Source organism: Rubritalea profundi (assembly GCF_002954445.1).
In the GTDB taxonomy this organism is placed as follows: Bacteria; Verrucomicrobiota; Verrucomicrobiia; order Verrucomicrobiales; family Akkermansiaceae; genus Rubritalea; species Rubritalea profundi.
On record NZ_MQWA01000001.1, the window covers coordinates 2,696,192 to 2,709,744 of the forward strand.

Here is a 13,553-nt window from a genome sequence, read left to right on the forward strand (position 1 = left end):
AAAGAAGGGGAAAGGATAAAGGGAAAAGTTATACCGGTTGCCGAGCTGGGGTTAGTCTAAGAAGCTGCTTGTCATAAGGCTGATGACTCGTTTCCCTAGGCTAGTGGGTGTGGCCTGTTTGCCAGTACCAGTAAGGATTCCTTTGGTGTGGTATTTATGATTTGACTGAGTGGGCTTAACGTAAGTCACAGTTGGGCGAATCACTGCACGATTGCTGGGGGTGATGGCGAGTGGGAACCCTGAGCTAGCAAAGCTAATTTCCCAAGCGGGGGTCATGACTGAATGATCACCTTGGCACATCCAACTATAGCGTTTCGCTAGGTCTAATTCACGCCGTCGAGGGATAGTGACCTTAAAATAAGTTGGTATCTTGGAGATGAATGATGTGAGGGTCAGGTTGGGGTTATTTTTGTGCCTAATGAATAGCTCTGAAATATTGAGGCCATTCATATTGAGGCCATTATAGAGTCCGTGGTGATTTTTGGAGGGAAAGTAGGCGTTATGCCATTGTTCAAAATCTTTATTGGCCAAGAGTCCCAGTTCAAGGTGGAGGTGGGAGCGCTCACGTGTGATACCAGCTCCAGTGTAGCCCATTTTACCTAGTGGTGAACCTGCTGAGACTTTTGCCCCAGTTTTGCATGAGATCGACTGAAGATGGGCGTAAAGGCTGTAGAATGGTCCAATGCCCCAGTCGTGTTCGACAACCACGTAATGGCCATAGTTTGAGTTGCCTGCAACTTTATTGGTGTAGACGACCTTGCCGTCGGCTATGGCTGAAACTATATCCATCGGGCGGCTGTAGCGGTCGCGTTTTATGGGGCGAATATCGATTCCTTCGTGAAATTTGGTGGCTATAATACCCTCAGGTGTTCGGCGTAGAGTTCTGACATAACCGTACTTTCCAGCTGTCCAAGGGTGGGAGTCAACACCCTCAAAGTTCCTAAACGTGTACATGTAGAATTTCTCAGGGGTCTTACTGAAAATGTATTGGTTCTCCGTGGGCAGTTTGAGGCTTAGAGCCGACCCTGCTGTCAGGTTAGTCAGAGCAAGTGATGAGCTGGCGAGAGCTGTGAATAAAATTTTCATCGTATTTTGTGATGCTTGAGTAATGTTTTTCCTAGTATTCGAGACGAACCTTCCAGTTTTTTTGAATTCACCGATTATTGGGGGTGAGATGGTTACATGCGTTGAGCGTTGCTTTATCTACGCCTCTCCAGATTAGTAATGAAGCGGCTTATTTACAAGTCGGGCAGCTGTTGAGCTGCTGGAAGAAGTCGTTTCCTTTGTCATCAACGAGAATGAAGGCTGGGAAGTCCTCGACGCGGATCTTCCATACAGCTTCCATTCCAAGTTCCGGGAAGTCGACGACTTCGACTTTCTTGATGTGATCTTTGGCCAGGATGGCTGCTGGTCCGCCGATAGAGCGAGGTAGAAGCCGCCGTGTTCTTTACAGGAATCTGTCACCTGCTGTGAGCGATTGCCTTTAGCTAGCATCACCATCGAGGCGCCTTGAGCTTGGAAGATCGGCACGTAGCCATCCATCCGGCCAGCTGTGGTTGGGCCAAAGGAGCCCGATGCCAGCCCCTCTGGAGTCTTCGCAGGTCCAGCGTAGTAAATAGGGTAGTCCTTGACGTAGTCTGGGAGTTCTTGGCCGTTATCGATCATTTCCTTGAGCTTTGCGTGAGCGATGTCGCGGGCAACGATGATGTGGCCACTGAGCGAGAGAGCAGTGGTGACTGGGTACTTGGAAAGGGTTTTGAGTGTTTTCTCCATGCCTTGATCGAGATCTATTTCTACACCTTTGAATTTCCAGTCCTTGAATTTTTCTGGGATGTACTGGCCTGGGTTTGTTTCGAGCTTTTCGAGGAAGATTCCGTCCTTGGTGATTTTCGCTTTCGCCTGGCGGTCAGCCGAGCAGGAAACTCCGATGCCGACCGGGCAGGAGGCTCCGTGGCGTGGTAGGCGAATGACGCGCACATCGAGGGCGAAATGCTTGCCACCGAACTGAGCGCCAATGCCGATGTCGGCAGAGAGTTTGAGAAGTTCCTTCTCGAGCTCGATGTCGCGGAATGCTTGGCCATGCTCGTTGCCTTCGGTTGGAAGTTCGTCGTAGTAGCGCGTCGACGCCATTTTGACGGTTTTGAGGTTCATCTCAGCCGAGGTGCCACCGATGACGATAGCGACGTGGTAGGGCGGGCAGGCCGAGGTGCCGAGGGTTGTCATTTTAGCGATGCAATACGAAGTCAGTGTCTTCGGGTTGAGCAGCGCTTTGGTCTCTTGGAAAAGGAATGTTTTGTTGGCTGATCCACCGCCTTTGGTGATGAAGAGAAATTCATAAGAGTCTCCCTGAGTAGCGTAGAGGTCGATTTGCGCTGGAAGGTTGGTCTTCGAGTTTATCTCCTCGTACATGGTGAGTGGGACGGTCTGCGAGTAGCGCAGGTTTTCCTCGGTGTAGGTCTTGTAAATGCCGTGAGAAAGCGCTTCCTCGTCGTTGGCGCCAGTGTAGACGTTCTCGCCTTTTTTACCCATGACAATGGCGGTGCCTGTGTCTTGGCAGTTAGGGAGGATTCCGTTCACTGCGACTTCCGCATTGCGCAGGAGCGTGAGGGCTACCATGCGGTCGTTCTCTGTCGATTCTGGGTCGTCGAGGATTGCCGCTACCTGTTTGAGGTGGGATGGGCGGAGTTTGAAGGAGATTGCTTTGATCGCCTCATTCGCGAGTAGGGTGAGAGCTTCTGGTGCGACGGTGAGGATCTCGCGCTCGCCGAGTTTGGCGACGGAAATGCCATCGGTGGAAATGAGTTCGTATTGGGTCTGGTCTGGACCTAGTGGAAATGGCTTTTGAAAGTGAAATGGTTTATCGGACATCAGTGTGAAAGTGTTTGGTTGGAGGTATTAAGTTTGAAGTGGGCGGGGTTTTCAATGGAAAACCCTAAGAGTGGTAGAATATTTTCTCGGTGCTGATATTAAAGTGAAAATTTTGGGTGCTATTTTTTGAATATTTTAGATCTAACTAGATCTTATGTTTAAATTAACTCCTATGATTTATGGAGCCGCCCTGATGGCCGCTCCTATGGCTAGTGCAGATAGTTTCGGAACTGGGGGCAATGCCTTCACTATGGATTTTGTGAATATTGGAAACGCAGGAAATGTAGGGGACGGCACTGGCTACGGTTCTGTAGACAATAATTTCCGCATGGGGACGCACGAGGTGAGTGAGTCTATGATCGATTCTTACAATGCATTGAGTGCGGGTCCGGATATAACACAAAGTAACCGTGGAATGGATAGTCCATCAACTAATGTGAGTTGGAATGAGGCGGCGCGTTTTGTGAACTGGCTCAACACCAGTTCTGGTCACAGTGCGGCTTACCAGTTCGATATTGCTGGGGGAAATGATAATATAGCGCTGTGGGATTCTGGAGATGCCGGCTATGAAGCTAGTAACCGCTTCCGCAACAGCAATGCGCACTACTTCCTGCCGAGTGAGAATGAGATGTATAAAGCCGCTTACTACGATCCGAACAAGTCCGGTGGGGCTGGTTACTGGGATTATGCAACAGGCAGTGACACAGCTTCTACTACCACGAGTGGTGGAGTAGCTGCTGGTACAGCGGTGTACAGTCAGTCAGGCCCCGCAGATGTGACCAAGGCTGGTGGTCTGAGTGCGTATGGCACGATGGGGCAGGGCGGCAATGTCTGGGAGTGGTCAGAGTCTGGCTATGACGCTTCAAATGACAGCGCAGCTGAGTCGCGCGTTTTCCGCGGGGGTGGCTGGTTCGACTACTCCCTCGCCCTGCAGTCGTCTACCCGCAACGGCCTCAGCCCGGGCCCTGAGAACAGCGCCATAGGTTTTCGAGTCGCAGCCGTGGCTGCGGTTCCAGAGCCATCGTCAGTGACTTTGCTGGTATTAGGTGCCATTAGTCTTCTCATGCGTCGTAAACGTGGATAATATTACCCTTTTCCTCTTTGTCTCTTTTCCCTTTTCTTTAGAAGGGTAAAAGGGCTGAGGAGAAAGGCGAAATTTTCTGGAATCGTGTCGGCGTAAGCCGGCGCGATTTTTTTTAGTAAAATGAAGATAGAAAAAGCAAAAGACCAGCCAGTGGTGCTGGTAAAGTGGTATGACTACACCAAGTGGGTGCTAGACCGTGTGGATGGCTTCCCAAAGAATCAGAGGTTTGTGCTAGGGACTAGGCTCGCGGATGCCGTGGTGCTGGTGGTCGAGCTGCTAGGAGAGGCTACCTTCTCTGAAAAGGGTAAGAAGCGTGAGCTTCTAGATCAAGCAAACCGTAAAATAGAGGTGGTGCGCTGGCTCATGCGCTTGGCATTGGATAGAAATCTGGTGAGTAAGAAGCAATTCCTCTTCAGCATCCAATCGCTAGAGGAATGCGGCAGGATGGTCGGTGGCTGGGCACGCTCAATCAAGCTGTGAAGCGGCATAAACATTTATGGAACCAGGTTGCTAGCCTGAATAATCTAGTGGCTGCCGCACAGGCTGCTATGTCAGGAAAGAGGACGGGAGCGAGTGGGGCTGCATTCTCAAATGTGTGGGAGACCGAGGTAGTGAAGCTAGAGCGTGAGCTGCGAACAGGTGAGTACCGCCCAGGCGAGTACCATTACTTTGAAATCCTAGAGCCTAAGAGGCGAATGATAGCGGCAGCGCCATTTAGAGATAGAGTGGTACATCATGCGCTGGTTAGGGTGCTAGAGCCGCTGTTTGACCCACGCTTTATCGAGGATAGCTATGCCTGTAGAACGGGCAAAGGAACCCATGCAGGAATGCGGAGAGCTTTATTTTTTAGTAAGCGCTACGCGTGGGTTCTAAAATGTGATATCCGGAAGTATTTCCCTTCTATCCGGCATGACTTGCTGCTGAGTAAGCTAGAGCGGGTGGTGGGGGACAAGCAAGTGCTGAACCTGATAGCGCTGATCGTGGGATCACATTCTGAGACTGTGACCCAGGAATGGCGGAAGAATGGTAATTTATTTGATGTGAAAGCGGTGCGGTGGGGGCTGCCGATAGGGAACCTAACGAGTCAGTTCTTTGCTAATATCTACATGGATGCATTTGATCACTACGTGAAGCAAGGCATCCGAGTGAAGGGATATGTGCGCTATGTGGATGATTTCTTGCTGTTTGGAGAAGATAGGGCGGAGCTGCGTAGGATAGGTGAACGCTGCCACAAGTATCTAGAGGGTGAAGGGCTAGTGATACACCCTGACAAATACAGGATGTGTAGGACGGCTGATGGAGTGGACTTCTGTGGCTTTGTTCTGCGTGCTGATGGGCGTGTGAAGGTGCGCTCGGCTGGTGTGAGGAGATTTCAGCGAAGACTGAAGCAGATGCGCTACGAGGTGTCTCACGGTGATCTGGGGTGGAAGGAGGTTGGCGTATCCGTGAGATCATGGATAGCGCATGCCGAGCATGCGCAAAGTTGGCGCTTGCGTAGTAGGATACTGGGAGGCTAGATTCTAGATTGTCGGGGCTTTCGGAGACTAACGGCAGCTGAGTCGCGCGTTATCCGCGGGGGTAACTGGAACAACAACTCCAACAACCTGCAGTCGTCTAACCGCAACAACAACAGCCCGGGCAATGAGAACAACAACATAGGTTTTCGAGTCGCAGGCTCCAGGATAGAGATACCTCCTAAAAGAGTGACTCTAGCTGAGCTCATGTTCACGGTGAGAACCGTAGTGGACAAGTGTCTCTACGGCAGTGCCGCGCTCTGGAACCACCGGTAGCCCCAGAGCTGGGATGGGTAACCATTCTAGGTCAAATAAGAATAGGAAAAGGTATTGCGGTGAGTAAGCGATAAGCTGAAAGCCGTGATGCTTAGTGAATGTGAGAATTTTAAGATAGATATGAATGAGTCTGGAGGAAATGAGCGGTCAGAGAGCGAGGTGACTCGCCGGAGGCGCAGTAAGAGTGATAATCATAGTCAAGAGGATCAGTCTGAAATACGAGGTTGTGCTGTCGCGATTCTTGTGGTGGTGGCTCTGGTGTTAGGGGGAACTATATGCTATCTGGAGGCGAGGAGGAAGTGGTTGCCGATAGGCAAGTGGTAGCGTCGGCGATTGTTCAAAAAGAACCGAACGCTGAAGAGGTAGCGAGAGCATTTATCGCCGAGATAAATGTGGAGAAACGGCTGACAATGGTACGAAATAGGGAAGTGGTGAAAACGCATCTAAGCAGTTATACGGAAGAGGCGCTTAAAGAACCAGGTGTGGAGATCCGAGAAATGATGCGCAGGACTTTTGGAGACAAAGAGAGGACGTCTTATGCTGTGAGTTTTACCAGCGGTAGTCTACGGCTGCTCAATGTGCTAGAGACTGATGAGGGACCTAAGGTGGACTGGGATAGCTACGCACGCTACTGCTCTGTTAGCTGGGACACCCTAACCAACGGGGAAAGTGTTGATCCAGCTCTCGTGCGGGTTTTTGTGCGACCAGGGAGTCATTACGCAGGTGAATACCTGGATCAAAAGAAGTGGCTGTGCTTCCAGCTAGAAACACCCGACTGTGGCGAGACTCTCTATGCCTACGGAAAAGTAGGTGAAGAAAATGCCGAGAAAATGAAGGAGATTGTGCTGCGAGCTAAGAACTATCGACAGCACATGACTCTGGAGCTGGAGGCTAAGGGAAAGCTAGATGGCGCATGTCTGTTCGAGGTGAAGAGGCTTGTGACTGTTGGCTGGGTGGAGTAGCGGCGTCATGGATGACCGTAGATCAACCGTGAGTGGGATGGGGCAGCTTATGGCTATCTAGCTCGATGACATCTTCCGCAAATTGGATGCCAGCCTGGGATTTTAGGCTCCACGCTTTGTCGATCCCTGCCGATTCTAAGGCTTGAGCTTGGTCGTCATAATCGGAAACTGCAAATCGTACAGCCCCCAGATGCTGGCTGAGTTTCGTAACCGCGATATTGGTTTCGTGGTCATGCATCGCCAATAGGAGCATTCTCACATTCCCTAGTGACAGGCGATGCCAGAATTCTTCATTCGTCGCGTCAGCTAGAATTACTTTGCGGTCGTTCTCTCTGTGCCCAGAGACAACAGACGAGTCAGTATCGACGCCCACTATAACCTCGCCAAATTCCTTAACGAGCGTGTCGTAGGCTCCACAGCCAATGCTGGCCATGCCGATGATGACGATCTGAGTGGCGGTTGGTACGACAGCAGAATCCTCCTGTAGAATGTTATCAGATTGGTGGCTGTCGAACTTTGTTTTGTATCGGCTATAGATGGCGCGAGCGTGGTTGTTGAGTGGGGATGCGGCAATAAATGTGAAGGTGAGTGCCAGTGCTATAACCACCACCCAATCTCCGCTGAGCCATTGGTTGGCTAGGGCCACGGAAGCCACGATTAGGCCAAACTCACTGAAGTTTGCTAAATTGAACGAACTCAGCACTGCCGTACGGGAGCGAAGCCTCAACTTGGTAAATAGCCAGAAGAATAGGACTACCTTCAGGACTGCTGCGAGGGCGAGTACGCTAGCTGTTAGGACTGTAGCGGTAGTGATCGAGCCAGACATGCCGATGCTCAAGAAGAAGCCGACAAGTAAGAGTTCCTTGAAGCTCAATAGCTTTTTAGCCATCGAGTTGGCAGAGGGGTGAGCCGCAAGCATTGCTCCAAAGATCAGCGCTCCAAGGTCTCCTTTCACACTGACTAACTCAAAGAGAAAGGCTCCGCCAAAGGCTATGCTTAGACCGAGTAGAGCCATCAGCTCACCATGGCCGACATCGCTCATAACTCGGAGCAGGAATCGACGCAATGGGATAAGTAAAATCAAAGCCAGCGCCCACGGTGACGGCGCTTTACCTGTCGAAAGGGCAAGAAATAGGATAGCGAAGATATCCTGCATGACCAGTACGCCAATGGCGATCTGACCATGGCGGGAGCACATTTCTCCTTTTTCTTCCAAGGTCTTGATTGCAAAGACTGTACTGGAAAAACTCAGAGCAAAGGCGATCAGAATGGCTGTGGTGAAGCCTACGTCGACGAGCAGAGCAACACCTGTGAAGCTCATGCAGAAAATTGCGAGGCCAAACAGAGCCACCGTGACAAGCATGTGTAGTGAGGTTCCCGCCCAAATCACGGGTTTTAGCAAGGAACGAACATCGAGTTTGAGCCCGATGGAAAACAACAGGAGTGTCACACCCATGTTGCCGATGCTTGCTAGGTTCACGCTGTTGCCATCGACGAATAGATTTAGCAAGAAACCGCCCGCTAGGTAGCCAATCATCGGTGGTAGGCCGAAGCGGGTGGCGACCAAACCAAAAATGAGGGCTGGGCCGATCCAGGCTAAATCATTCATGATGGCTATAGAAGATTGGGGGAGGGTGGAATGGTTAGCGAATGTTCGCTTTGGCCATTTCGTCGATAAGGACGTCGCGGAGTTCTTGCTCATCGAGGCCTCCAGTTTTACGCCAGACTACTGTGCCTCCTGGGGCAATGAGCAGAGTGTGCGGGATAGGGCCTTGCCATTTTGGATCGATCGCATTGGCCAGAGCTTCGAGGTCACCACCACGGTAATGGAAGTTGTTGGTCTTGCGTCCTTCTTTTTCCACAGATTTCTTGGTCCATCTGGCGAGTGGGAGGTGTTGTTCCTTGATGAAGCTTGAAACTGAATCCGCATCTTTCTTAGGATCAATCGAGATAGTGATGAGTTCAAACGGACGCAGAGAATGGCGTTGGTAGGTTTCTACCAGCATTGGAAACTCAGCGACACAAGGACCACAGCTGGTCGACCAGAGATTGATGAGGCGCATTTTTCCAGTGTCGTTTTTAGCGAGCTTCGTGGCGAGTTCTACATCGATAGCTTCAACGGAGATTGGAAGGGCATTCCATTGCTTATTGTATTGATCGACGAGTTCAGACTTTCCCTTCCACTTAGTGGAGCAACCGAAGACGCGGGTCTTAGCTTCAGGAACGGGCTTTCCTGCTAGAAGTGCATCCATCGTATTGAGGACGGTTTTCTTTTTCGCTGGACCTGGGTCGCGCTTGGCGTCGTCAAAATGTCCTTGGTAGAGGAGCTTTCTCTCGGGACCGAAGATGAAGACGTGGGGTGTGGCGACTGCTCCGTAGGCGATTGAGGCCGTCTGATTTTCGCCGTCGTAGAGGTAAGGGTGTGACAGCTCGTATTCTTTTGCCACGGCTTTCATTGATTTAAAGTCGTCGTTGTACTTTGAGTAGGCATTCTCCCAGATCTGGACGCCGGCCATCGACGCGCTGGAGATTGCTACGACCTCGACTCCTTTATCCGCGTAGTCTTTTGCGAACTGGTTGACCTTACCACGCGCAGCTATGGCGTCAGGGCAGTGATTGCAGGTAAAGACAGCGACAAGGTACTTAGCATCTTTAAAGGAGTTGAGTGTGTAGATTTTGCCATCGGTGGCTGGGAGTGAGAAATCCGGGGCTGATGCGCCGATTTCTAATGTGGTCACATTCTGAGGTGCCGCAGTGGCTGAAAATGTGAGACTAGCTACCGCGATTATTGCGGTGAGTGGTTTGGTGATCATAGTGGGTAGTTAATTAAGTTAGCTTAATGACTTGGGCCAGAAACATGTTCTTCGCGGGTGATTATGTATAGTAATCACCCAGCTAGAAGGAAGAACTTCAGAAAAAGACCAAAAATGTCTTGATTGACGAGAGGTTCTAGATACACATCGCAATCCCTATGGCAAAGAAGAGCTGGATCGCGCGGAACGAGCGCAAAAAGAAAACTGTAGCTAAGTATGCGAAACTTCGTGAGCAACTTAAGCAAGACAAAGATTATGTTGGACTAACTATGCTTCCACGTGATGCATCGCCAACACGCGTTGTAAACCGTTGTGAGTACACAGGACGTCGTCACGGTTTCCTACGTCGCTTTAAGCTTTCTCGTATTGCTTTCCGCGAACTTGCATCACACGGGATGATCCGGGTGTTACCAAGTCCTCTTGGTAGTCGGCACTACAGTGCTATAGACACAAATTTTTTATAAGCGTGAGATGGTGAGATACCCATCTCACGTTTTTATGTTTATTTTTGTCTACGTTATCACCCATACTTAGAATATGCCTTTATACGAATACATATCCAAATCTGCCGGTGTAGCTGGTAAGAGTTGTCGTATGTGTTCTAAAGGTTTCGAGCTAAGACGACCAGTGGATAGAGCCCCTTTGGAGGTTTGCCCACTTTGTAAACACCCAGTGAAAAAAGTGATCAGTCTGACTAATACCCCGACCATCACCAAACCAATGTCCACTATTGATGCGAAGAACGCTGGATTCACAGTTCTTGAAAAACGTATTGATGGAAACTACGAAAAATTGTAAACGGTTGGAATTCCAACAACTGGGTTGATAGGACATCAACCACTCCCAGCGACTGCCAGAGATTCAAAGAACCACCATGGCAGTTGTGATCGCTAATGAATACACTAGAAATTGAGCCTTACAGTATGATGCTGCAGAGTAGTCTGCAGCTATTATCCTCCGCCACGACAGAGATCCCCACAGAGTGGCCATCGGTGACTTATACCGTATTTTTTGTGCTTGGGTGCGTGTTCTTTCTCTTGCTTAATGCATTTTTCGTGGCATCTGAATTCGCCATCGTCAAAGTGCGCCCTAGCCAGATTGATACGGCTAAAAAAGATTTCCCAGAGCGCGCAGCAAAGGCGCGTAAGATTGTTGATAATTTGGACGGCTACTTGTCTGCTAACCAGCTGGGAATAACGATAGCTTCATTGGCACTAGGTCTTTTGGCTGAGCCTTATATCGCGGGAGTGCTGAACTACCTCCTGTTGAATCGTTTTTATGAATGGACTGATGGCACAGTGGATCTACGTGAGTATCAGAGGTTTATTGGCGGTCTATCCTACTTCACAGCGCTGGCTCTGTTCACTGTGCTTCACGTGGTGATTGGTGAGTTGATTCCGAAGGCGATCGCTATCCGCAAGCCATTAGAGACTACTCTAGCGCTGTCTAGGTGGTTGGATTATTTTTTCCTAGCCTTCTATCTACCTATCAAATGGCTCAACGGGCTGGCGAATATCGTGTTGAAGAGGGTTTTCAAAATTGATCCATTGAGTGAGGCCGAGCACGCGCATAGCTCTGAGGAGTTGGCCTTGCTGGTAGAGGAAAGTGAGAAGAAGCATGAGGTTACGGAAACTGAACGCGAGATTCTGATCAATGCTCTGGAGCTCAATGATGTTTATGTGAAGGACGTCATGACGACCCGCAGTGATGTGGTGGCTCTCGATGTTGATGATTCTTTCCGTAAGAATCTCGATATTGCAAATCATACGAAGCACACACGGTTTCCTCTGATCAAAGGGCATCTCGACAATGCTATTGGCTTGATTCATATCAAAGATTTGTTGCGTTTCTCACACGATGATCAACCAGATTTGATGACGGTGAAGCGCGAGCTAAAGGTGGTTCCAGAGACTATGCCGCTCGATGTGTTGCTCAAATTCTTCCTTAAAGAGCACGCGCATTTGGCGATGGTCGTGGATGAATTTGGTGATCCCGCTGGCCTAGTTTTCCTCGATAACGTGATCGAGGAGCTGGTTGGCGATATTCAAGATGAGTTTGACCAAGAGGTGAGCTCATTCACCCGTGTCAATAAAAGCGAATTCGTGGTGGAGGGCTCACTCACGCTCAATGAGCTTTCGGACCACGAGCCGAGAATTGCTTTGAATAGTAACGAGGTCACCACTGTCGGTGGTTACATCACTCAGCAGATGGGGAGAATCCCTGAACCTGGTGAAATCTGTGAAGTCGAGGGCTTTGAAGCGCGTGTGACCAGCACTGATGGCCGACGTGTCAGCCAAGTACATTTTAGGAAACTGCCAGAGCCTGAACCTGTTGAGGCAATCTAGAGGTATAAATAACCGATAGATTAATAATCGACCTGTCTAAATTTTTAGTTAGAGTTACAGCATGAGTGCGTCAGCAAATGAACCAATGATAGGCGGAGTGTGTTACACTCTAGCTAAGAAATTCAATATCGAAACTTGGATCATGAGAGTGATCTTTGTGTGTTCAGTAGTCTTCGCAGGTATCGGACTTATCCCATATATTATTTTATGGGTCTTCATGCCGAAAGCGCCGTAGAAGAACCATCTTGGTTCTTTCTGTAATTTCTCAAGCGAATCAAAGACGCTTCGTGTCGCTTTCTTATTCCACCGGGCTCTAGAAGAGGTGAGAGACTAATCCGTTAGTCCTTGCTGCGTGGTGGGCGCTTTGCTTTAGAACCACTTCGTCCCCCACCGCTAAACTTTCGCTTGGCGGGCCTTTTTTCAGCACTGCCGCGAGGCGGACGAGGTCCTCGTTCTTTAATCATTTTATTGCGACGCGCATCACGTGCTTTTTGCACTTCATGGGTGGTTGGCATGCGGGCTGGCCATTCTTTCGGCTCATAGCCTTTTCTTATTTCTAGTTCGATGCTCTGACCGATTAGTTGCTGAATGTCTGTGAAGAATGCGCGCTCCTCATTACTCACTAATGAAACTGCTTCACCCTCTTGTCCGGCGCGGCCAGTGCGGCCAATACGGTGAATATAGTCTTCGGGGACATTGGGCAGTTCGTAGTTCATGACGTGGGGCAATTGATTGATATCAATCCCACGTGCAGCGATATCGGTGGCAACCAGCACACGGATGCGGCCCGCTTTGAAATCATCCAGCGCTCGCACACGGGCATTCTGAGATTTTCCACCGTGGATAGCGGCCGATTCGATCACTGAAGCGTTGAGGTGCTTAGTGAGCCTGTCAGCTCCATGCTTGGTGCGGGTGAAGACGAGCACTTGCTTCCACTTACCTTTAGCGATGAGTGTGACGGCTAAGTTTGGTTTCTCAGCACCATCACAACGATAGGCACGTTGTTTGACTGTCTGGGCTGCGGTAGTCTTGTTATCGACTTCAACAGAAACTGGGTCATTGAGGAATTCTTTGGTGAGCACGCGAATCTCTTTCGAGAAGGTGGCAGAGAAAAGTAGGTTCTGACGCTTTTTAGGAAGCAGCTTCACGATCTTGCGGATGTCACTGATAAATCCCATATCGAGCATTCTGTCCGCTTCGTCCAACACCAGCATTTCAACTGCCTCAAGATTGCAGAGGCCTTGGTCGCAAAGATCCAGAAGGCGGCCGGGTGTGGCAACGACAATGTCGACTCCATATTTCAAATCTTGGATCTGAGGGCCCGCACTCACTCCGCCAAAAAGCACTGTGTTCTTAAGCGATAGATATTTCCCGTAAAGGTTCAAGTTGTCTTGAATCTGAGCTGCAAGCTCACGCGTCGGAGTGATGATAAGAGCCTTGATCTGACGCTTACTAGAAGAAGACTTCGATAGAGCGTGCATGATCGGCAGAGTGAATGCCGCGGTCTTGCCTGTTCCCGTCTGGGCTGCAGCAAGCACATCTCTTCCCTTCAGTACCACGGGGATAGCCTTCAACTGAATAGGAGTAGGTTCTTTGTAGCCCTTTTGCTCTAAAGCTTTAACGATGGGTGCGGAGAGCCCTAGATTAGCGAATGTCATATAACTGGATAAGGATCTGGCAGGGACCAAACA

General features: G+C 49.9%; 12 protein-coding genes and 2 pseudogenes. 9 read left to right on the forward strand and 5 right to left on the reverse strand.

Going from position 1 to position 13,553, the window contains the following annotated elements; all coding sequences use genetic code 11:
- Positions 1-51: 51 nt before the first annotated feature.
- The gene (locus tag BSZ32_RS11815; protein WP_105043603.1) at positions 52-1,086 is read right to left on the reverse strand and encodes a M23 family metallopeptidase; all 1,035 of its coding nucleotides are present in this window, start codon (positions 1,084-1,086) and stop codon (positions 52-54) included.
- Positions 1,087-1,234: 148 nt separating this feature from the next.
- Positions 1,235-2,868, reverse strand: a pseudogene (locus tag BSZ32_RS11820) (fumarate hydratase).
- A gap of 154 nt (positions 2,869-3,022) precedes the next feature.
- Between BSZ32_RS11820 and BSZ32_RS11825 the strand changes: the two are divergent.
- The 5 genes from BSZ32_RS11825 (at position 3,023) to BSZ32_RS11840 (ending at position 6,704) form a co-directional block, all read left to right on the forward strand.
- Complete coding sequence (locus BSZ32_RS11825) at positions 3,023-3,952, forward strand: SUMF1/EgtB/PvdO family nonheme iron enzyme (RefSeq protein WP_105043604.1); 930 nt, start codon at positions 3,023-3,025, stop codon at positions 3,950-3,952.
- A gap of 120 nt (positions 3,953-4,072) precedes the next feature.
- Positions 4,073-4,432, forward strand: coding sequence for a diversity-generating retroelement protein Avd (gene avd / locus BSZ32_RS11830; RefSeq protein WP_105043605.1), 360 nt, complete (start codon positions 4,073-4,075; stop codon positions 4,430-4,432).
- The gene (locus BSZ32_RS11835; protein WP_165788809.1) at positions 4,429-5,469 is read left to right on the forward strand and encodes a reverse transcriptase/maturase family protein; all 1,041 of its coding nucleotides are present in this window, start codon (positions 4,429-4,431) and stop codon (positions 5,467-5,469) included. Before avd ends, BSZ32_RS11835 begins: the two co-directional genes overlap by 4 nt.
- On the forward strand, positions 5,470-5,742 hold the full coding sequence (locus BSZ32_RS20610) for an SUMF1/EgtB/PvdO family nonheme iron enzyme (protein ID WP_129589837.1): 273 nt from the start codon (positions 5,470-5,472) through the stop codon (positions 5,740-5,742).
- Positions 5,743-6,017: 275 nt separating this feature from the next.
- The gene (locus tag BSZ32_RS11840; protein WP_105043607.1) at positions 6,018-6,704 is read left to right on the forward strand and encodes a hypothetical protein; all 687 of its coding nucleotides are present in this window, start codon (positions 6,018-6,020) and stop codon (positions 6,702-6,704) included.
- 22 nt (positions 6,705-6,726) lie between these two features.
- On the opposite strand, the gene BSZ32_RS11845 is transcribed toward BSZ32_RS11840, so the two are convergent.
- Positions 6,727-8,313 carry a cation:proton antiporter family protein gene (locus BSZ32_RS11845; protein WP_165788810.1) on the reverse strand — a complete coding sequence of 529 codons (1,587 nt, stop codon included), beginning with the start codon at positions 8,311-8,313 and terminating at the stop codon, positions 6,727-6,729.
- Positions 8,314-8,347: 34 nt separating this feature from the next.
- Positions 8,348-9,517, reverse strand: a complete 1,170-nt coding sequence (locus BSZ32_RS11850) for a redoxin domain-containing protein (RefSeq protein WP_105043609.1) — start codon at positions 9,515-9,517, stop codon at positions 8,348-8,350.
- A 158-nt stretch (positions 9,518-9,675) separates the two neighbouring features.
- Between BSZ32_RS11850 and rpsN the strand changes: the two are divergent.
- The 4 genes and pseudogenes from rpsN to BSZ32_RS20380 all read left to right on the forward strand — a co-directional run bounded on the left by rpsN (position 9,676) and on the right by BSZ32_RS20380 (position 12,097).
- Positions 9,676-9,944 (forward strand): annotated as a pseudogene (gene rpsN / locus BSZ32_RS11855) (30S ribosomal protein S14).
- Between the two features lie 110 nt (positions 9,945-10,054).
- Positions 10,055-10,315, forward strand: coding sequence for an FmdB family zinc ribbon protein (locus tag BSZ32_RS11860; protein ID WP_105043610.1), 261 nt, complete (start codon positions 10,055-10,057; stop codon positions 10,313-10,315).
- A gap of 95 nt (positions 10,316-10,410) precedes the next feature.
- Positions 10,411-11,862: a hemolysin family protein gene (locus BSZ32_RS11865; protein WP_105043611.1), complete on the forward strand. Its 1,452-nt coding sequence runs from the start codon at positions 10,411-10,413 to the stop codon at positions 11,860-11,862.
- Positions 11,863-11,947: 85 nt separating this feature from the next.
- Positions 11,948-12,097, forward strand: coding sequence for a PspC domain-containing protein (locus tag BSZ32_RS20380; RefSeq protein WP_343125953.1), 150 nt, complete (start codon positions 11,948-11,950; stop codon positions 12,095-12,097).
- Between the two features lie 103 nt (positions 12,098-12,200).
- On the opposite strand, the gene BSZ32_RS11875 is transcribed toward BSZ32_RS20380, so the two are convergent.
- The gene (locus BSZ32_RS11875) at positions 12,201-13,520 is read right to left on the reverse strand and encodes a DEAD/DEAH box helicase (RefSeq protein WP_105043613.1); all 1,320 of its coding nucleotides are present in this window, start codon (positions 13,518-13,520) and stop codon (positions 12,201-12,203) included.
- Between the last annotated feature and the right edge of the window lie 33 nt (positions 13,521-13,553).